16 protein-coding genes are annotated in these 19,141 nt (G+C 63.1%); 4 read left to right on the plus strand and 12 right to left on the minus strand.

Annotated elements, in window-relative coordinates; all coding sequences use genetic code 11:
• From Q1V57_RS13505 to Q1V57_RS13530, 6 genes are all read right to left on the minus strand, one after another.
• Positions 1 to 389, minus strand: a 389-nt coding sequence (locus Q1V57_RS13505) for an aminotransferase class IV (protein ID WP_300531890.1), incomplete at its 3' end; no start/stop codon positions are given.
• Between the two features lie 9 nt (positions 390 to 398).
• Positions 399 to 1,976, minus strand: coding sequence for a 2-isopropylmalate synthase (locus tag Q1V57_RS13510; RefSeq protein WP_300531892.1), 1,578 nt, complete (start codon positions 1,974 to 1,976; stop codon positions 399 to 401).
• Positions 1,958 to 2,248, minus strand: a complete 291-nt coding sequence (locus Q1V57_RS13515; RefSeq protein ID WP_300531894.1) for an ACT domain-containing protein — start codon at positions 2,246 to 2,248, stop codon at positions 1,958 to 1,960. The genes Q1V57_RS13510 and Q1V57_RS13515 overlap by 19 nt, the downstream gene beginning before the upstream one ends.
• Before the next feature lie 3 nt (positions 2,249 to 2,251).
• Positions 2,252 to 3,949 carry an acetolactate synthase 2 catalytic subunit gene (gene ilvG, locus Q1V57_RS13520; protein ID WP_366145164.1) on the minus strand — a complete coding sequence of 566 codons (1,698 nt, stop codon included), beginning with the start codon at positions 3,947 to 3,949 and terminating at the stop codon, positions 2,252 to 2,254.
• A 20-nt stretch (positions 3,950 to 3,969) separates the two neighbouring features.
• On the minus strand, positions 3,970 to 4,998 hold the full coding sequence (gene ilvC / locus Q1V57_RS13525) for a ketol-acid reductoisomerase (protein ID WP_300531896.1): 1,029 nt from the start codon (positions 4,996 to 4,998) through the stop codon (positions 3,970 to 3,972).
• Complete coding sequence (locus tag Q1V57_RS13530) at positions 4,995 to 6,728, minus strand: dihydroxy-acid dehydratase (RefSeq protein ID WP_300531898.1); 1,734 nt, start codon at positions 6,726 to 6,728, stop codon at positions 4,995 to 4,997. The genes ilvC and Q1V57_RS13530 overlap by 4 nt, the downstream gene beginning before the upstream one ends.
• 541 nt (positions 6,729 to 7,269) lie before the next feature.
• Here Q1V57_RS13530 and Q1V57_RS13535 point away from each other — a divergent pair.
• Both Q1V57_RS13535 and Q1V57_RS13540 read left to right on the plus strand, forming a co-directional pair.
• On the plus strand, positions 7,270 to 8,526 hold the full coding sequence (locus tag Q1V57_RS13535) for a DUF917 domain-containing protein (RefSeq protein WP_300531901.1): 1,257 nt from the start codon (positions 7,270 to 7,272) through the stop codon (positions 8,524 to 8,526).
• Between the two features lie 177 nt (positions 8,527 to 8,703).
• Positions 8,704 to 9,489, plus strand: coding sequence for a glycosyltransferase family 2 protein (locus tag Q1V57_RS13540; protein ID WP_300531903.1), 786 nt, complete (start codon positions 8,704 to 8,706; stop codon positions 9,487 to 9,489).
• On the opposite strand, the gene Q1V57_RS13545 is transcribed toward Q1V57_RS13540, so the two are convergent.
• The 5 genes from Q1V57_RS13545 to Q1V57_RS13565 all read right to left on the minus strand — a co-directional run bounded on the left by Q1V57_RS13545 (position 9,486) and on the right by Q1V57_RS13565 (position 15,163).
• Positions 9,486 to 10,319 carry a phytanoyl-CoA dioxygenase family protein gene (locus tag Q1V57_RS13545; RefSeq protein ID WP_300531905.1) on the minus strand — a complete coding sequence of 278 codons (834 nt, stop codon included), beginning with the start codon at positions 10,317 to 10,319 and terminating at the stop codon, positions 9,486 to 9,488. The genes Q1V57_RS13540 and Q1V57_RS13545 overlap by 4 nt on opposite strands.
• Positions 10,320 to 10,424: 105 nt before the next feature.
• Positions 10,425 to 11,396 (minus strand): aldo/keto reductase, encoded by a 972-nt coding sequence (locus Q1V57_RS13550; RefSeq protein ID WP_300531907.1) that lies wholly within the window; start codon positions 11,394 to 11,396, stop codon positions 10,425 to 10,427.
• Complete coding sequence (locus tag Q1V57_RS13555) at positions 11,396 to 11,785, minus strand: 4Fe-4S dicluster domain-containing protein (protein ID WP_300531910.1); 390 nt, start codon at positions 11,783 to 11,785, stop codon at positions 11,396 to 11,398. The genes Q1V57_RS13550 and Q1V57_RS13555 overlap by 1 nt, the downstream gene beginning before the upstream one ends.
• Positions 11,775 to 13,988: an FAD-binding protein gene (locus tag Q1V57_RS13560; RefSeq protein WP_300531912.1), complete on the minus strand. Its 2,214-nt coding sequence runs from the start codon at positions 13,986 to 13,988 to the stop codon at positions 11,775 to 11,777. The genes Q1V57_RS13555 and Q1V57_RS13560 overlap by 11 nt, the downstream gene beginning before the upstream one ends.
• Positions 13,985 to 15,163, minus strand: coding sequence for a M20/M25/M40 family metallo-hydrolase (locus Q1V57_RS13565; protein WP_300531913.1), 1,179 nt, complete (start codon positions 15,161 to 15,163; stop codon positions 13,985 to 13,987). The genes Q1V57_RS13560 and Q1V57_RS13565 overlap by 4 nt, the downstream gene beginning before the upstream one ends.
• 253 nt (positions 15,164 to 15,416) lie before the next feature.
• Here Q1V57_RS13565 and serS point away from each other — a divergent pair, with 253 nt between their 5' ends.
• Complete coding sequence (gene serS / locus Q1V57_RS13570; protein WP_300531916.1) at positions 15,417 to 16,679, plus strand: serine--tRNA ligase; 1,263 nt, start codon at positions 15,417 to 15,419, stop codon at positions 16,677 to 16,679.
• A 33-nt stretch (positions 16,680 to 16,712) separates the two neighbouring features.
• Positions 16,713 to 17,774 (plus strand): Gfo/Idh/MocA family oxidoreductase, encoded by a 1,062-nt coding sequence (locus Q1V57_RS13575; protein WP_300531918.1) that lies wholly within the window; start codon positions 16,713 to 16,715, stop codon positions 17,772 to 17,774.
• Here the strand turns inward: Q1V57_RS13575 and Q1V57_RS13580 are convergent.
• On the minus strand, positions 17,771 to 19,126 hold the full coding sequence (locus Q1V57_RS13580) for a hypothetical protein (RefSeq protein ID WP_300531921.1): 1,356 nt from the start codon (positions 19,124 to 19,126) through the stop codon (positions 17,771 to 17,773). The genes Q1V57_RS13575 and Q1V57_RS13580 overlap by 4 nt on opposite strands.
• Between the last annotated feature and the right edge of the window lie 15 nt (positions 19,127 to 19,141).

Raw genomic sequence — 19,141 nt, forward strand, 5'->3', positions numbered from 1 at the left:
TAGGCGCCCCAGGGGAAGGCCGCGATGGCGACTTCAACCTTGGCGGCCTTGCCGGGCATGACCCCGATCCCGCCATAGCCGAAGAAGGCGACCGGGCGCAGATAGGCATCGCTGAGCCGGTTCGAGCGAACGACATGGCGACACGCCTCTTCCAGCTCCTCCTGGGTGTGGGGCAGGGGCATGCGATAGACCTTGGCGGAATCGAACAGGCGCCGGACATGGTCCTGCAGCCGGAAGATCTGCGGGCCCTGCGGCGTCTTGTAGGCGCGGATGCCTTCAAAGACCGAGGTGCCATAGTGCAGGGCGTGGCTCAGGATATGGGTTTGCGCATCGTGCCAGTCGATCAACTCGCCATTGCGCCAGATGAAGTCAGTTTCCTGGATAGACATGATAAATCCTTACATGACAGCGGTTTGCGCTGCTTGGTGTTGGGTTTGCGGCGCCGGCTGGCGCTCGAAGGCAAAGAGCAGGGAGTCGATGGCGGCAGTGACCACATCGGGACCCCGTGCCCGGCCACGCACACGCTGGCCTTCCAGATCGACTTCAATCTCGGCGACAAATTCGCGTCCCGTCCGGGAGCGCAGCATCTTGGTTTCCAGCGCGACGACGTCGGCCGTGCGTCCGGTAATGCGCTGGACAGCCGCGAACGCCGCAGCGACCGGACCTTCACCGGACGCGATATCGGAGACCCGCCCGCGATCCGGGTGGGCCAGCTCGACACGCGCAAACTGTTTGGGGCGAGGACCTGCTGTAGTGCGCAGCTCGGTCCGCATGACCTGCCAGGCCGATCCGCTTTCGCCATGGCCTTCCATCAGGCTGACCAGATCGGCATCGGTCACCTCGCCATGGTCATCGGCTAGGCGTTTGAATTCGCGGAAGACCACGTTCAGGTGTTCCGGATCCGGCTGATAACCGAGCTGGGCGAGGCGCTGGTTGAGCGCGTGTTTGCCCGAATGCTTGCCCAGCACCAGTTCCGAGCCCGGTGCGCCGACACTTTCCGGGGTCATGATTTCATAGGTGCGGCGATCCGCGATCATGCCGTGCTGGTGGATGCCGGCCTCGTGGGCAAAGGCATTCTTGCCGACAATCGCCTTGTTCGGTGCGACCGGGGTGCCGGTCAGGCGCATCAGTTTCTGACTGGCCGGCCAGAGCTGGGTGGTGTCGATGCGGGTCGCTGCGGGGAAGATGTCCGGGCGCACATTCAGGGCCATGACCAGTTCTTCCAGCGAGCAGTTCCCTGCGCGTTCTCCGATGCCGTTGATGGCGCATTCGACCTGGCGCGCACCAGCTTGAACTGCGGCCAGACTGTTGGAGACAGCCAGGCCCAGATCATTGTGACAATGGGCAGAGAAAATGACGTGTTCCGGCCGTTCGACCTCGCGCATCAGGCGTTCGAACACGCGGCGGATTTCGCCCGGTTCGCTGACGCCGACCGTGTCCGGCACATTCAGCACATCGGCGCCATGGGCGGCGGCGCATGCCATGGCTTCGGTCAGGAAGTCGTCCTCGGTACGCAGTGCGTCCTCGGCGGAAAACTCCACCTCGTCGAAACATTCAGCGGCATGGCTCAGCGCGGTTTCGATCGCCTTGAGCACTTCCAGTCGCGACATGCGTAGCTTGGCCTCTCGGTGGATCGGACTGGTGGCCAGGAAAATGTGGATACGCTTGCGGCGTGCCGGGGCGAGGGCCTCGGCGGCGGCATCAATGTCCCCGATGGAGGCCCGGGACAGCGAGCACAGAGTTGGCCCCTCGATCTCGCGGGCGATATCCTTGACGGCTGCCGCATCGCCGGGAGAGGCGGCGGCAAAACCGGCCTCGATCACATCAACGCGCATGGCCGCGAGCAAATGCGCCAGTTCAACTTTCTGCGCCGGTGTCATGGAGAAGCCTGGCGCCTGTTCTCCATCGCGCAACGTGGTGTCGAAGATCCGGACGTGATCCCCGGCAGCCGGGTGGTTTACTGGGATTGTCGACATGATCGCTCTCCTGGAGGCATGGCGTGGCTGGCCATGTGGGCCGGCATCGGGGTGTAGACGTCCATGACGTCGAACAGGCGGGAAAGCTGGCGCGTGAGAACGTCCAGCGAGCGCTCGCCGCGTGGCGTGATACGGGCAGCGATATCGGTCACCCCGTCCTGTGCGGCGGTCTTGTCCAGGCTCTCGATAATGAAACCGCGGCGCTCGATATTGCTGAGCAGGCGCACAAGGGCACCCTCACGCTCGGCGAGTTGAATTCGAATATTGTGCATGGATCAGTCCTCCATCATTTCTGCATTGGATTTGCCTGGCGGAACGAGCGGCCAGACGTTTTCGCGCGGATCGATCAGGCAGTGCGCCAGGATCGGTCCGGTGGCGTTGAGCAGTCGCTCGATGGCGCCGGGCACCTCGTCGCGACTGTGAATGGTGAAAGCTTCGACGCCGAAGGACCGGGCAACCTCGGCAAAGTCCGGATTGTCGTAGAGATCGATCTCGGAAAAATTCTGGTCGAAGAAGTATTCCTGCCACTGCCGGACCAATCCCAGCGAGGCATTGTCCAGGAGCAGGATGCGCACCGGCACGCCATAACGCCGCGCGGTCGCCAGCTCCTGGATATTCATCATGATCGACCCATCGCCGGTAACCGTGACGACCTTGGCGTCAGGACATTGCATCGCCGCACCGATACCGGCGGGCAGGCCATAGCCCATCGCACCCAACCCGGCGCTGGTCAGATGCGCTTCCGGGCGGGCAAAACGGCAATGCTGGGCCACCCACATCTGGTGCTGGCCGACATCGCAGGCAGCGATGAAATCATCGCCGGCCGCCTCGGAGAGCTGTTTCAACAAGGCTGGCGCGTAAACGCCATTACCCGGCGCGTCATAGTCGAAGGCATGCTCGGCGGCCCAGCCGCGGCAGGTCCCGCGCCAGTCATCGATCTCGAGATAGCCCGGTTCGATGCGTTGCAGGGCGTCGCTGATATCTCCGGCTATAGCCGCATCGACATGGCGCAGCTTGCCAATCTCGGCCGGGTCGCCATCAATGTGGATGATGCGGGCATCGGGAGCGAAACTGTCTGGACGGCCGGTGGCCCGGTCATCGAAACGGGCGCCGACACACATCAGCAGATCGCTGCCCTGCACCGCCATATTGGCGGCGCGCGTGCCGTGCATGCCCAGCATGCCGAGATAGTTTTCCGCATCGGGATGGGCACAGCCAATCCCTTTCAGCGTTGCCACCGCGACAATGCCGGTCCGGTCCATAAAGTCGCGCAGAGCATCGACCGCTCCGCCCAGGGCGACGCCGCCGCCGATATAGAGGACCGGCCGTTTCGCCTGGGCCAGCAAGGCCGCCGCTGCATCTACCGGGGGATGAGATGCAGACGGCGGCCCGGCCTCCTGCCGAGGCCCTGAGAGAGGGAGGGATGTAGCCTCGGCCTGTAAGACGTCTTTGGGCAGATCCACCAGAACCGGCCCGGGACGGCCGCTTTCGGCGATATGGAAGGCTTCGCGCAGCAGCTCGGGAATACGCGCGGGATCGCGGATGATGATGGAGTGTTTGACGACCGGCATGGACATGCCGAAGACATCGACCTCCTGGAAGGCGTCTGTGCCCATCAGTCCGGACGGAACCTGGCCGGTCAGCACCACCATCGGGACTGAGTCCAAAAAAGCGTTGGCGATACCGGTCAGGAGGTTGGTCGCACCCGGCCCGGAGGTCGCCAAGCAGACGCCGGCCTTGCCGGTCAGGCGAGCCTGGGCATCGGCGGCAAAGCTCGCCGCCTGCTCATGGCGCACCAGGATGTGTTCCAGCTTGGAACCGGTCAGGGCGTCATACACCGGCATGATCGCCCCGCCGGGATAACCATAGATGCGGTGGACGCCGATCTCCTCGAGCGTCCGTACGACCCAGCGCGCCCCGGTCATGGGGGGACAGGTTTCCGCGGCGGGCTGGGTCGCAGGCAGGGCGTTCATCTTACTCGTCCTTCTCGCGCTCAGGCATTGGCGCCCGGCTGCAGCCAGGGCATGTCGGCGCGCAGGGCGGCGCCGGTTTTCTCGATCGGGTGGTCCAGGTCCTTGCGCAGCAGGGCCGTGTATTGCGGCTTGCCGGCCTGGTTCTCGGTGATCCAGTCGCGGGCGAAGGTGCCGTCCTGGATATCCTTCAACACCTCGCGCATGCGCGCCCGGGTCTCGTCATTGATGACACGCGGACCGGAACGCAGATCGCCGTAGATGGCGGTCTCGGAGATGAATTCATGCATCTTCTCCAGCCCGCCCTCATACAGGAGGTCCACAATCAGCTTGAGTTCGTGCAGGCATTCGAAATAGGCGACCTCAGGCTGATACCCGGCCTCGGTCAGGGTCTCGTAACCGGCCAGGACGAGCTCGGTCGCGCCACCGCACAACACCGCCTGCTCACCGAACAGGTCGGTCTCGGTCTCCTCGGCGAAACTGGTCTCGATGACCCCGGCCGATGCACCACCGATACAGGCGGTGTAGGCCAGCGCCCGCTGACGCGCTTCGCCGGTGGCATCCTGGTGCACGGCAAACAGGCAGGGCACACCGCGGCCGCGCTCATATTCCCGCCGCACGAGATCGCCCGGCCCCTTCGGCGCGACGAGGACGATATCGACATTGTCCGGGGCGTTGACCCGGCCGAAATGGACCGAGAAGCCATGCGCGAAGAGGACGGCATCGCCAGCGCTCAGATTGGGCGCAACATCTTCGCGGAAGACCGCTTCATGGCTCATATCCGGCGTCAGGATGGCGATCAGCGACGCGGTCCGGCTGGCTTCGGCCGGCGAAGCCGTCTTCAGGCCATCCGCCTGGGCCCGGGCCTCGCCCTTGCCGCCGGGACGCACGCCGACGATGACATCGCAGCCGCTCTCCTTGAGGTTCATGGCGTGGGCACGGCCCTGGCTGCCATAGCCGATCACGGCAACCGGTCTGGCTTTGAACGGGGCCGTATCGACCTCGAAGGCGCTGCGGCGCGGGGCCGGCGTGGGCGCGGTTTCTGCGGTCATGCGTAAATCTCCTGGGAATTGGTATCCGGCTCGGATGCGTCCGGGTGTGGTGTGGATTGAGTTGGTGGCTGGCAGGTCACCGCGCCTTGGGCAGCGGAGGCGACCAGGCGGGCATATTTGGCGAACACGCCGCCCATCGGATTGGGCGCTGGCGGGGTCCATCCGGCGCGGCGTTCGGCCAGGTCAGCCTCGGTATCGATGCGGCGTGCGGCGACATCGATCATGATGCGGTCACCGTCGCGGATCAGGCCGATCGGCCCGCCGGCCGTCGCTTCGGGGCTGACATGGCCGATGACAAAGCCGGTCGATGCGCCGGAGAAGCGGCCATCGGTGATCAGGGCGACATCCTCGCCCAGCCCCTGACCGACCAGCGCCGCAGTGACGCCGAGCATTTCGCGCATGCCGGGACCACCCTGCGGCCCCTCATTGCGGATGATGACAACATCACCGGCCTTGATCTGATTGGTTTCAACAGCCGCGAAGGCGTCCTCCTCGCGCTCAAAGACACGGGCCGTCCCGTCGAACCGCGTGCGCGAATGCCCGGACAGTTTCAGCACCGCCCCGTCAGGTGCCAGATCGCCATTCAGCACCCGGAAACCACCATCGGGTTTCACCGGGTCAGCGACCGTTTTGATGACGCGCTGACCGCGGGATTCCTCTGCTGCGGCGCATTCCTCGAACAGGCTGTGCCCGGTGACGGTCGGGGTATCTTCGATCCGACCGGCCTGCATCAGCCGCTGGCCAAACAGCCGCGTGCCGCCGGCCAGGAACATGTGGTGCGCCAGGAAACGCCCGCCCGGCTTCAGGTCGGTGATCACCGGGGTCTCGCAGGCGACCTCGTCGAACGTGCTGATCGAGAAGGGAATGCCCGCTTCCGCGGCAATGGCGGCGACATGCAGGACCGCATTGGTCGAGCCGCCGCTGGCGGAGGCGGCGATGGCGGCATTGCGCAACGATGCCGGCGTGATGAACTGACGCGGCGAAGTCTTGTTCCGGGCCAGCTCGACAGCGAGATAACCGCAACGCGCAGCGGCCGCCGGTTTTTCCGGATGCGGCGCCGGGATGTCATTCACCCCCATCGGCGACAGCCCCAGAAACGACAGGATCATGGCCATGGTATTGGCGGTAAACTGCCCCCCGCAGGCGCCGGCACCGGGACAGGCCGCCTTTTCCACTTCTGCCAGCTCGGCATCGCTCATCTCGCCGCAGGCATGTGCGCCAACCGCCTCGAACACATCCTGGATCGACAATTCCTTGTCACCCTTGCGTCCCGGCATGATCGTGCCGCCGTACAGAATGCATCCGGGCACATCCATGCGCGCCAGGGCCATGGCGGCAGCCGGGATGGTCTTGTCGCAACCGACCAGGATCATCACCCCGTCGAGGCTGTGACCGCGGACCGCGAGCTCGATGGAATCGGCGATCACCTCACGCGAGATCAATGAGGCGCGCATGCCTTCCGTGCCCATGGAAATGCCGTCCGAGACGACAACCGTATTGAAATCGACCGGCACACCGCCGGCCTCGCGGATCGCCTCGCGCGCCGGATCGGCCAGGGCCTGCAGGTGCATGTTGCAGGGCGTGACCGTGGTCCAAGTGTTGATCAGCCCGATCATGGGCTTGTCGAAATCCTCGTCGGCCATGCCGGTGGCGCGCAACATGGCGCGCGCCGGCGCACGGGCGGCGCCGCGGGTTATCGTGTCAGAGGATTTTGCGTTCGGCTTGGGCATCGGTTTTCCGTCGGCAAAACGAAAAACCCCGCTCCTTTTCGGGAGCGGGGTTTTCTCGGTCTGCCTGAGTAAGTGTGTCTACAAGGCAGGCGCGGTCACCGCTCCCGGTATGGAGGCGATAATAAGTACAAGTACGAGAAGAGTGAGGCCGAGCGCGCGCACGTCGACACCCGTCCGGGTGACGGCCAGAGCAACTGGCTTTTTACGCGTGTGGATCGACATGACTTGCCGGGGCCTCTTCAATGTTGCGGCGCAGCGTGAAACCTGCGCACGCGAAATGCAAGAATATTTTTTCGTGGATCGCATTTCGGCGCAACAAAGCTAACCCTGAGCAGAACTAAGACCATGAATGCGCAAGAATTTACCCCTAGGGAAAATATCAAAGAGGCCCGGCTTTCACGGCTCTGGGATTCACCTGACGCGCTAGGCAGGCCGGACACCCGCTCGCTCGCCAGGCGAGTTTGCCGATTCGGCGCGACTGATTGTCAGCCAGCATACCGGCCGCTAGCGTGATCCATCATAGGGAAAAAGGGGCAGGCTGATGATTGGCAAGATGACACTGGGACGGCGGCAATTTCTTTCCGGAGCGGCGATCAGCCTGGGCTCGATAGCCACCGCCGCCTGCTCGCAAGCGCCCGCCCCAGCGGCTCCGGGACCTGCACCAGCGCCAAATACGGGCCGCACCCTGTCGCCGGCGGACCTTGAAGACTCGCTGACCGGCTGCAGCTATCTCGGTTGTGGCGGTGGTGGCTCTCTTGCCGAAGCCCGCGAGCTGATCCGGGCCGATCTGGCGGCCGGACATGATTTCAGCCTGCTTGACGTAGAGGCGCTGGACGATGACGACCGGGTAGCCTGCCCTTACGCGCTGGCCAGTCTGGCCCCACTCAGCGCCGAGTTCGAACAGCGCCTGGCGGCTCTGGACGGGCGCATCGAGATGCCGGTTCTCAATGCTTTCTCACTGCTTGAACGCCATCTGGAGACCCGGTTTTCCGGTGTGATCCTGGGTGAAATGGGCCCGCTCAGCATGGCTGAAGGCCTCTCCATCGCAGCACGCCTTGGCGTCCCTGCGCTCGATGCCGATACGGTTGGCCGCGCCACGCCGGAGATCAACCAACATTCCGTCCGGGTTGCCGGGCATTCGCTCATTCCCGCCGCTGCCGTCACACCCTTTGGCGATGAAATCGTCCTCACAGGACTGCTCGACACATCCCGGCAGGAAGACGTATTCCGCGCCCTGACTGTGGTCAGCGGCCTGGTCGGCGTTGCCGATGCGCCGATCACCGGAGCCGTGGCCAAGTCCGACGGCGTCCTGATCAAGAACAGTTTCAGCCTGGCCATGCGAATTGGCGCCGCCGTGCGCGAAGCCAAATCAGCAGGAACAGACCCGATTGAAGCGGCCCGGCTGGCCGGCGACGGATACCGCCTCTTCACCGGTCGCGTTGGCCCGTTCGACTGGGCTGACCGCGACGGTTTCCTGGCCGGCCATGTCGACATCGAGGGCGATGGAGCTTTCACAGGCCAAACCATGCGGCTGGACTATAAGAACGAGCACCTGGTCGCCCGTATCGGCAATGACACCGTCGCCACCTGCCCTGACCTGATCACTTTGGTGGACCGGGCCAGCGCGGAAGGGGTCAACAATCCCGACTTCGTCGCCGGACAGGCCGTCGAAGTGCTCGGCTTCAAGTGTGACCCGGTCTGGCGCAGCGAGGCAGGCCTGGCCGTCTTTTCGCCGCGCTATTTCGGCTATGACGTGGACTACATTCCGATCGAAAGCCGGATGGCCCGGCGCCGGTAAGCCGGGTCAGCGTGAGAACGGCCAGCACGGAATTCCCGCACCGGGCGCATGACCACCACAACACAATGCTTGAATGCACATCCTGAAGGCGTATAGTTGCCCACACATCTACTTGGGTTGCGCGCCAACCTGTCCATTTTGCAGAACTGGCGCGCGTGCAACCAAGAGGGCATGCGCATGACTGAGCCGAAGCGCCGCGAACTGAGCATCATCCTTCCCCGCTACCAGGAGGATTATGCTGTAATTGAGCGCTCCCTGCGCCGGATCGAGGCCTTGTTCAATCGGGAAACCTGCGAAGTTCTGGTCGTCAATGATGGCGGATCAGCCGGAGATATCGCGCGCGCACGACAAGTCTTTCCCGACGTCACCTTTCTCGAGAACGGGCGCAATTTCGGCAAGGGCAAGAGCATTGCCAATGGCGTCGACCGGGCCAGTGGGGATTTTGTTTTCTACTCCGATATAGATCTTCCAGCCGATCTCGATGGCCTACCCCAGCTGATCCAGCAAATGAAACGGGACCGCCACGAAATGGCGATTGGTACGCGACGCAAGCGTGGCACGCTCAAGTCGAACCCCTACCGGGCGGCAACGAGCAAGGCCTTCCTGTTTCTCTTCAACACCCTGATCGCGAGCGATGTGAAGGACAGCCAATGCCCGTTCAAACTGATGGAACGGGGCTATGCGAAATTCCTGTTCCAGCGCATGTCTTCAACCCGCTATGCCTTTGACGCCGAACTGATCCACATGGCCAAGCTGCAGGGCCAATCCATCCTGCAGGTCGATATACCCTGGTCCGACACACGGGCCCCCTGGGGACTTGCAAAAACGTCAGCCGTGTTCGGCGAAATGCTAGCCGACCTTGTACGTATCCGGCTCTACTGGCTGAGCCGGCGCGGATTGCTGCAGCGCCGCACGCAGACGTCCGGCCAATTGCCGAGCCTGGCCCAGCGCAGCCCCGGCTAGGGCATACCGACAAGGCGCCGGCCCAGCTCTGTCAGGTGACAGTTGAACGTGATCTCGCGCGCATCGGGCGGTAATTGCGTCCCGCCCGGCGCAACCGGTGCTACGCCCCGCAAAATAGCCTCGAGTTGCTGGGCCTGAACAGCCGCCGGAATTTGGTTGGCCGGCTTCATGGTGATGTATTGCGCCAGACGTGGCCGGTCCGATCGATTGGGCGTATTGCCGTGCGGCAAGGCTGAATGCCAGATCAGGAAATCACCGGCTTTCAAAGGTACAAACTCGATTTCCATACCGCTGACATCGGGAAAACGCGTGGCATATCCCTCCGGCTGCGTATCAAGCCAGGCCTCGATCCGGCGATGGAACCCGGGGACACACTGGAAGCCGCCTTCCCCCGGCCCGCTATCGCTGAGAGCCAGAAGCCCCTGCAGGACAAAGGGTACAGGCCGCCGGGCCACATCGATGTCCCAATGAATGAACCCATCATAGGGCCAGTCCGCACGCACCGGCGGGTTCATATTGACCCGGTCGATACTCACACGCAGATCCTCGTCGCCGTATAGATCGCGAAAGGCAGCATAAAGCAGGGGCAATTGCCGGCAGCGCCAGAGCGGGGCGTCATGATAGATCGGGATCATGCCGCGTTGGTCAATCCCGGTCAGCGCCCGCAAACTCTCGTCATACCAGTCAGACGGATGGTCCGGGCGCATCCCCAGCGCCTGCCAGATCGTATCGCGGACCTCGGAGATGAGCCCCGGATCCGCTGCGCCTTCAAGAACGAGATAACCCTTCTCATCCCAGCTGCGCGCCTGTTTCGCATCAAAGCCCCGCAAGGTCCTCCACCTCCCGCTCTCCGGTTACGCACCAAGCTGACAACCAAAGATCGCATCTTGCGACCTGTATAACAAGGGCTGGCAATTCACCGCGCGGCGGCGGAACTAGACGTGGCCGCTGACCGGGCGCGCGCGATAGGGCTGCTCCAGCGCATCGAACACAGACTGCCCAGGCTTGATTGCCAGCGCTGCGGCGGCTGCCGTTAGATGTCCCGGTCTCGAGGCACCGGCAAGGACGGCACTAATGGCCGGACGGTGCAGGGCCCAGGACAGAGCCAGTTGCGCCGGCGGAACGCCCAACTGGCCCGCGAGCCGGTGCAGCCCTGCGGATATGTCCGCATCCGCCGGAGCGTCAAAGAGCTGGGCGGTCAACGGATCGCTGCGCGACCGCTCAGATGGCGCTTGTAAACCCGCCAGCAGCTTTCCCCGGGCCAGGGCCGAATAGGCGATCACGCCGAGACCATGGTCACGGCAAGCCGGGATCATCTCGGCCTCGTCTTCGCGATAGAGAAGATTGTATTGCACCTGCATGGAGATGAAGCGGGCAAGCGCATTGTCTTGCTGCAGTTTCAGGGCCCGCAGCAATTGCTCTGTCCAGATCGAACACGCCCCCAGATAGCGGACCTTGCCCGCCTTCACCGCCCGGTCGAGCGCCTCAAGCGTCTCCTCCACCGGAGTCACAGGGTCCCAGCGATGGATTTGCAGAAGATCAATATAATCGCTCTGCAGCCGGCTCAGGGCCAGGTCGATATCCTCTGCGATACGTGCGGCACCAAGCAGACCTCCGCGCGGCGCCATGGACCGCGTATCGCCACCGACCTTGCTGGCGATGACCATATCCTTGCGGCGCGGACGCAGGAACTGGCCTATCAAGCGCTCGCTACTGCCCCCGGCATAGACGCCGGCGGTGTCGAAAAACGTGATCCCGCAATCGATCGCCTCACCGAGCAGGACTTCGGCCTCGCGCCCATCACGGATCCAGCTGTGACGGCCCTGGCTGGGATCGCCAATACTCATGCCGCCAAAGCCAATGCGCGACACGGTCAGATCGCTGCTCCCAAGACGCTGATATTGCATCAGGAGCGTCCGCCACCTGACCGGCGCAGCAAAGCCAGTCCATGCTTCAGCCGTGCCCGCCAGGTCGCCAGGAACTCGTTCAGGGAAGAGCGTGACCCGGTGTCCGCGGCGGCGAAATGATCAGCCAGCGCATCGACCACAATTACGCCGGTCGGGCAAGCCGGCTCGCAGGCCCGGCAGCGCAGGCAGCTATCAAGTGCGGGTGCCGCAGCCGCTGCAGATACCGCACCGGTCTTGACCGCCTGCATGAGCTGGATGCGGCCGCGCGGGCTTTCCATTTCTGACCCGCTGAGCTTGAAGGTCGGGCAGGTGGGAAGACACAGCCCGCAACGGCTGCAGCGCGCGAGATTGTCGGACAGCAGCGTTTCGGGCTGCAGCTCAAAGGGCATGAAACGCCTCCGCCAAACGGTTGTCGCGGGTCGAGACAAGCGGCCGGTCGGCGCGCGCCCGGCCGAGATCGACGGCACGCAGATGCCGCGGGGGCGCGAACAGGGTCAGTTCCAAACCATCGCCCGTCCGGTCCGGCGGGGCTGACGCCTCCGCTTCGCACGGCTGCAGGTAGATCCCCGCATCTATCCCCAGCGCGCTGTTGGCCCTGCCGTCCCAGGGTAGGAATTCCAGCCCGGCCCGGCTGGATACCCCCTGCGCCTTGAGCCAGCCGGATCGATCATCGGCATTGGCTTCGATCAGCGCCCCAACCTCGATCCTGGAATCCGTCCGTTTGAGCCAGATCGAGCTGGTCAGCGCGTCCGGCTGCATCAGCGTGGCGATCAGAGCTTCCACGTCGCAGTCCGGATGCGGGCGAAGGCGGACGACATGACGGAAGCGCGGCCGCGGCTCGAGTTTGACGGCCAGGCGGTCAAGTTCGCCTAGCCGGGTCTGTGAGCCGAAAACGAGTTTGCGCAGATCGAAACCCGACACGTCCTTGGCGAACACGGAACCGAATTCGATTGCGCGCCCGGATCGCGCCGTCAGCACACCGCCAAGCAACAGATCGCGCGCCGGTCCAAAACGCATTTCGCGCAGATTTGGCGCCCCCGCCATGACGGTTTCACCCAGAGAGAACGCCTCGAAACACCCGATCGGATCATAGGGCAGCTCATAACCCGTCTCCGACAGGGCCTCCCGCACATCGTTCCAGGATGTCTCGGCCGGGAAGACGGCATATCCATCGGCCGGACAAATATCCAAAGCATCAAATACGCCGCGCGGCGGCGCGGCCTGCGTGCTGGTACGCGGCGGCAGAAGCTTGCGATCGGGACCAGCTCCTGCTGGCTGAAACAGGTCCTGCACAGCATGCATGGTCTCCAGCGCCGCCGCCCCGAAGAACTCCCCCATCAGATGGGTCTTTTCCAGTCCGATCCCATGTTCCCCGGTAAGGGCTCCACCCAGATCGCGTACATGCCGCAAGATCCGGTCGCGGAAAATTTCCAACCGGTCCTGTATGCCCGGCTCCCGTGGATCATAGAATGGCGTTGGATGGATATTGCCGTCGCCGGCGTGAAACGTGTTGGCGACAATGAAATCGGCCGCCTTCGCCTCGTCCTCGATGCGCTCCATCATAAGGGCGAGGTCGCTGCGCTTCACCACGGCATCAAAGAGGAAGTAATTGGGCAAATTGAAGCTGCTGGCGACGCCACGCCAGCGTTCCCGCGTCACCTCATAGCGCCGCTTCATCAGATCCGACTTGCTATGAATTTCCGCGCGCCCGCCAAGACCTTCGACAACCGCTTTTATCGCCTGGCTTTGGTGCTCGACCTCACCGCCTGCCCCATGGACTTCAATGTAAAGCACACACGGATTGGCAAAGGGCAGCGGTGCGCCGCGCGGATGATAGACGCCCGCTGTCATATCCAGCGCGATCGGCTTCAAGCCCTTGGAGAACATGTCCATGATCGCGGCGGCACCAGCCGCATTGTCATCGAACTCGGCATAGAGCGTCTTGATCTCGCCCGGTTGGGGGATCAGGCGCAAGCGCGCACCGGTGATCAGTCCGAGTGCACTTTCCGCGCCGACCATCAGCCCGCGAATGTCCAGCCGGTCGGCACGAGATGAGCCCACCCATTCCAGCTCCCCCTGCGGCGTTACATACTCAATCTCGGTGACGTAATTGCTGGTCACGCCATAGCCCAGGCAGTGCGGACCGCCCGCATTGGTCGCCAGATTGCCGCCAATGGTGCACACCGCGTAGCTGGACGGGTCCGGCGGATAATACAAACCCTGCCGTGCCACGGCAGCCTGCAGATCAGCGGTAACCACCCCGGCATCAACCTCAACCGTCCGGGCCAGGGTGTCAATGGCGCGAATGGTCTTGAGCCGGGTCGTGACAATCAGCACCTCACCACGCACGGCCACACATCCACCCGCATAGCCCGTGCCACTGCCGCGGGCGAGAAAGGGCTGGCCGGCGGCACGCAACGCCCTAACGACCTCCACCGCCTCGCCCGGCGTCGCGGGCAGGACGACCGCTCTCGGCACACCATGCACGCCGTAGGCATCATAAGAATAGCTGTAGCACTCAGCCTCACCCGTCAGCACAAAACCTGTGCCGACAATCGCTTCCAGCTGGGCCTGCAGCGACGTCTCGATCATGCCCATTGCCGCGCCAGCGCCCGGGGCAGTCGGGAGAGGAAGCGCTCACATTGCAGCACCTCGTCCACAGGAACGAATTCGTCCGGCGCATGGGCGTGCGCCAGGCTGCCTGCGCCGAAAACGATCGCCGGCGTGCCGACCCGGGCAAAATATCGGGCGTCTGAACCGCCATAGAAAAAGCTGGGCTCGAGCGCCTGTCCGAACTCATCAAGCCAGGCCGATTCAATTGTTCGCCGCAGGCTGGCGTCCTTGAGACCATGCGGCTCACAACCGCCGCCAGCGGCTTCACCAATGCCGATCCGGACATTGTGGCGGTCGCAAATCTGCGCCGCGGCTTGCTGCCACAAGGCGCGATAGTCTTCACGGTCCTCGTCCGGTCGCACGCGGATATCGCTCACGATACGGAGATGGCCCGCCACGGTGCCAGCATGACCGCCGCCCTCGAGGATGCGGATACCGACATCAGGATGGAAACGCACCGCCGGGTGCCGCTCGCGCTGGGCCACGGCTGCCTTCATGACCTCAATCAGCTCCAACCCGGCGGTCATTGCGTCTGCGCCGAGCCAGGGCATGCCGCCATGGCATTGCTCGCCCTCAACGGTGATATCGACCCAGATACTGCCCATTTGTTCGAATGAAACCCGGCCATCCGTCGGCTCGGCAATGACGGCGAAATCCGCCTCGAGGGCGCCGCTCTCGCACAAATGCTCAGCGCCGTAGAGACTACCATTTTCCTCATCCGCCACGCCCTGCCACTCCAAGGTCGGCATGTCGCGCGACCAGGTCTGGGCCAGCCGGATCATGGCGACCAGCTGAGCTGCGGCGCCGCCTTTTGTGTCGCACGCTCCAAGGCCATAGAGCCGGTCGCCTTCGCGGGTCGGATGAAAGGGCGGGCGGGTCCAGGCATCCGCATCCGCTCCGGCATGAAAAGCCGGCTTGGTATCAAGATGGGCCTGGTAAATGATTTTGCGATCATTTCGCCCCTCAAGCCGGGCGATCAGATTGGGCCGTCCCGGCTGCACTTCGACGATTTCGCTGCTGATACCGTGGCGTTGCAACAGCGCCGCGCAGAAACCGACGATCTCCGCCTCCGACCCGCCCGGATTCTCGCTGTTGATGGCAATCAGATCAGCGAGCAGAGGCAGGGTGTCCGGCAATGTGGCTGTATCCAGCATGGAGCCCTCCGCAAAACACTCCCCGGCATTATGCAGCACCAACCCACGCCCGCAACCCGAAGGGGATTTTCAGTCCTCACAAAACCTAAGCGTTGGCCGATCCAGCGCCGTCTGTCTGGTTGACGGCGTTGCTGGTTCTGACTACTAGGATTGGCGAAATCCGGTATCGGGGCACCCGGTTTCAGCCCTGTCGCGACGGCCCCGGATTGCAACCGCCCATCCGCTCTTACCTCCCAGATCAGACCCTTATTTCATGCTAGACCAGAAATTCATTTGCGCGAATGTCGACCTCGTCAAAGAGGCGGCCCGGAACAAAGGTGTCGATGTCGACATCGACCGTATCGTCGAGCTCGACGGCATGGTTCGCAGCTTGGTCACGGCGACCGAGGGACTGCGCCATGAAAAGAAGTCCATGGCGAAACAGTTTTCCTCCGCCAGCGAGGATGAGCGCAAGGAATTGCAGAGCCGCTCAAAGAGCCTGTCGACAGATATTTCGGAGAATGAAGCCCAATTGCGCACCTGGCAGGGCGAGCTGCGTGAACTGCTTCTGATCACGCCGAACATTCCTTCCGAGGAAGCCCCTATCGGCCCGGATGCCGACGCCAATGAAGTCGTCAAAACGGTTGGCGAGAAGACGCAGTTCGATTTCGATCCACTCGATCATGTTGATCTGCTGGAAAAGAATGACTGGGTCGACTTCAAGGGTGCCGCAGCCACGGCCGGCAGCCGCACCTATTGCCTGAAGGGCGACCTGGTGATGCTGGAAATGGCCCTGATGCGCTTCGCGCTCGACCGCCTCATCAAGGAAGGCTTCAAGCCGATCACTGTACCGCCCTATGCGCGCGAGCACGCTTTTGTCGGCACAGGTCATTTCCCGCTTCATACTGAAGAGGCGTTCAAGCTTGTCGACGACGACTTCTACATGATCGGGACGTCCGAGGTGGTGCTGAACAATCTGCACGCAGGGGACATCCTCAAAGACAGCGATCTGCCGATCCTCTATGCCGGTTATTCAAATTGCTATCGCCGCGAGGCCGGCAGCGGCGGACGCGATGTGCGCGGACTGCTCCGCGTACACCACTTCCAGAAGGTCGAGCAGTATGTGATCTGCCGTAATGATCCGGAAGAATCGCGCAAATGGCACGACACCCTGCTGGGGATTTCGGAATCCCTGCTGAGCGCGCTGGAACTGCCCTATCAGATTGTTGCCTGTTCGACCGGCGATATGGGTCTTGGCAAGATCCGCATGCATGATGTGGAAACCTGGGTGCCCTCGCTCGACACCTATCGCGAGACCCATAGCTGCTCGACACTGCATGACTGGCAGTCGCGTCGCACCAATACGCGCTATCGCGACGGCGATAAGAAGATCAATTTCGTGCACACGCTGAACAACACGGCGATCGCCACGCCGCGGGTTTTTGCACCGCTGCTGGAAATCCATCAGCGCAAGGATGGCCGCTTCAACGTGCCCAAGGCCTTGCGCCCTTATCTCGGCGACCGCGACATTCTCTAGCACGGCCCGCCCGCCGGAAAGGCGTCACACCGGATGGCCAGAACGCAGACAGACCCGGTACGGATCGGCCTGGTAGGACTGGGCTGGTTCGGGCGTCTGCACCGTCAGGTCTGGGACAGCTGCCCCGGCGCAGAGGTGGTGGCGATCTGTGATGTCGACGCGGCAGCGGCCCGCGGCGAGGGCGAAAGCGCGCAGGATGCGTTTCATACGACCGCCGGCACCGGCGGCGCCGCCAGATCCGTTCAGGACATCCCGGCCTTCAGCGATATCACGCAAATGCTGCAGGCCTGCGAGATCGACCTGGTCGATATCGCCACGCCCGAAGCCCTTCACGCCGGTCATGCTCAGACCGCGCTGACCGCCGGCAAACCCGTGATCATCGAAAAACCCTTCACGACCAGTGGCGCCGATGCCCGCGAGTTGGCCCGCATGGCGCAAGCTGCCGACCTCCCGGTTTGCGTCGGAAATATCCTGCGCTTTGACCCGCGCTACATGCATGTGATGGCGCAGTTCAAGGCACTCGGACAAAAGCCGCAACACCTGTCCCTCCAGCGCCATTTCCAGCGCAGCGCCCTGGCCGTATACGGTCGTGTTGATCCGTTCTACGGCGCCTGTATCCACGATATTGACTTGGCGATCTGGAGTCAGGGAGCCCGCCCTACCCGCGCCCTCGGCCATATCTCGCGCCATCAGCAGAGCGGTGAAGTGATCGCGGCGACGGGCATGCTGGAATGGGCGAGTGGCCATACCGCTGTGATTCAAAACGCCTGGATCATGCCCGCGGCAACGCCGGCCGGCTTTGCCTTCGAGAGCACATTCCTGGCGCGGGACCAGGCGCTCACGGTGCGCAGCCAGCCTGTGGTCGAACAAATAGGTGCCGCAAGGTCCGACTGGCCGGAATTCTTCTTCTGGCCGGAGATCGGTGGCGACATTGATGGCGCGCTGCGGCGTGAGCTAACTCATTATCTCGACTGCGCCCGCGACCGGAAACCAAGTGATCGCCTCCCCCTGGATGAGGCCGTCTGGGGCATTGAAACCGCCGACGCGCTCGTGCGCTCGGCCATGACGGGCCATTGGCAGGACGTCGGCGTTTAGAGCTTCCAGGTTCCGCCGGTCGACAGGGTCTCAAGGGGTTGCGCCCGCACCTCGAGCGGCAGATCCGGCAGTCGGTCCAGAATACGATCGACGATGGACTGCATGCGCGCGCTGTCGCTATTGGCGCCAAATGTCGGTGCAATGTCGAGATAAGCCTTATCGCCCACCTCATTGGAACTCAGCTTCATCCAGGGAAACTCGCCGCACGTCCGGTCACCATCGATCTCGATATTGTTCTCCGGCCGGTGTAATTCCGCCTCGTCGAACAGGGCCGAGGCTACCGGGATCGACCCCACCCAGCCCCCATCTGCCAGGCGAACGGCATTGCGCTTGCGGCCAAGCAGGCGGATCGCTTGCCCTCCACGCTTGCAGATGGATTTGAAGCGGACGGCGAGATCACCGGTGCGATAGCGCAGCAGGACAAATCGCTGGGCGAAGGGAAACAGCGGTGTGATCGTCAGTTCACCAACTTCACCGTCAGCCACCGGCCGGTCTTCGTCGGTATCAAGTACCTCATCCCAGATGAAAGGCGCCATGTGATAGCCATCGCATTCATCGCAATAAGCGGCTGAGCCGAAGGCCTCGGTCATGGAGTAGTTGTCGTGCAGACGGGTGCCAAAACGGCCTTGAAGATAATCACGAGCCGCCGGAGGGATCGGCGAAGCAAACGCCACAGCGGACAGTAATTGTCCGTCCTCCAGCTCATAACCGTGATGATCCATATAGCGCGCCAATCGGTAGAGGCATGAGAAGGACCCGTTCAGCGACCCGATACGGCGCTCCCAGCCGGGCCAGGTGAAATCCTGGGTCAACAGATTGGCCGCAGTCGCATAGCCGGTGGCGACATACAAATTGACCGGAAAACTATAGCCGCTGCTGCCCCCGGCCGAGAGCAGGTCCCCATGATTGATATTGACGGCTTGCAGCCCCAACCCTTTCAACGCCGGCTGTGGCCGCCGCGCCTGCATGACAGCGAAGAAATTGCGGATGTAGAGCGCTTCTTCGCGTCCTCTCTCGATCAGCAGCGAGCGGCCCGTCGAGGTGCTTGAGGTAAAAGAGCAAAAGGCGAAGGTAGAGCGGGGCGACAAGAAATCCTGTCGCTGCCGGTCGAGATCGTCGCGCCGCACGGACGGTATCTTGGCCAACCAGTCGAGTGGCGCCAGATCGCCCTCATCAGGCATGCGCTCGGACCAGTAGGGTACGTCTTGGGCGTGATGCAGGGTGGCCCACACCAACGGCGCCAGAGCGTGCGGCCGCAGTTCTCCGACACCATTGGGCGCATACAGCAGGGGCCCGAGGGTCTTGGCCAGCTCGCCCGAAGCAAACGGGGCGAGCTCCGCTTCACTCAGCATGCAAACTTCTCACGC

The sequence above is a fragment of the Maricaulis sp. genome (genome assembly GCF_030149425.1).
Lineage (GTDB): Bacteria > Pseudomonadota > Alphaproteobacteria > Caulobacterales > Maricaulaceae > Maricaulis.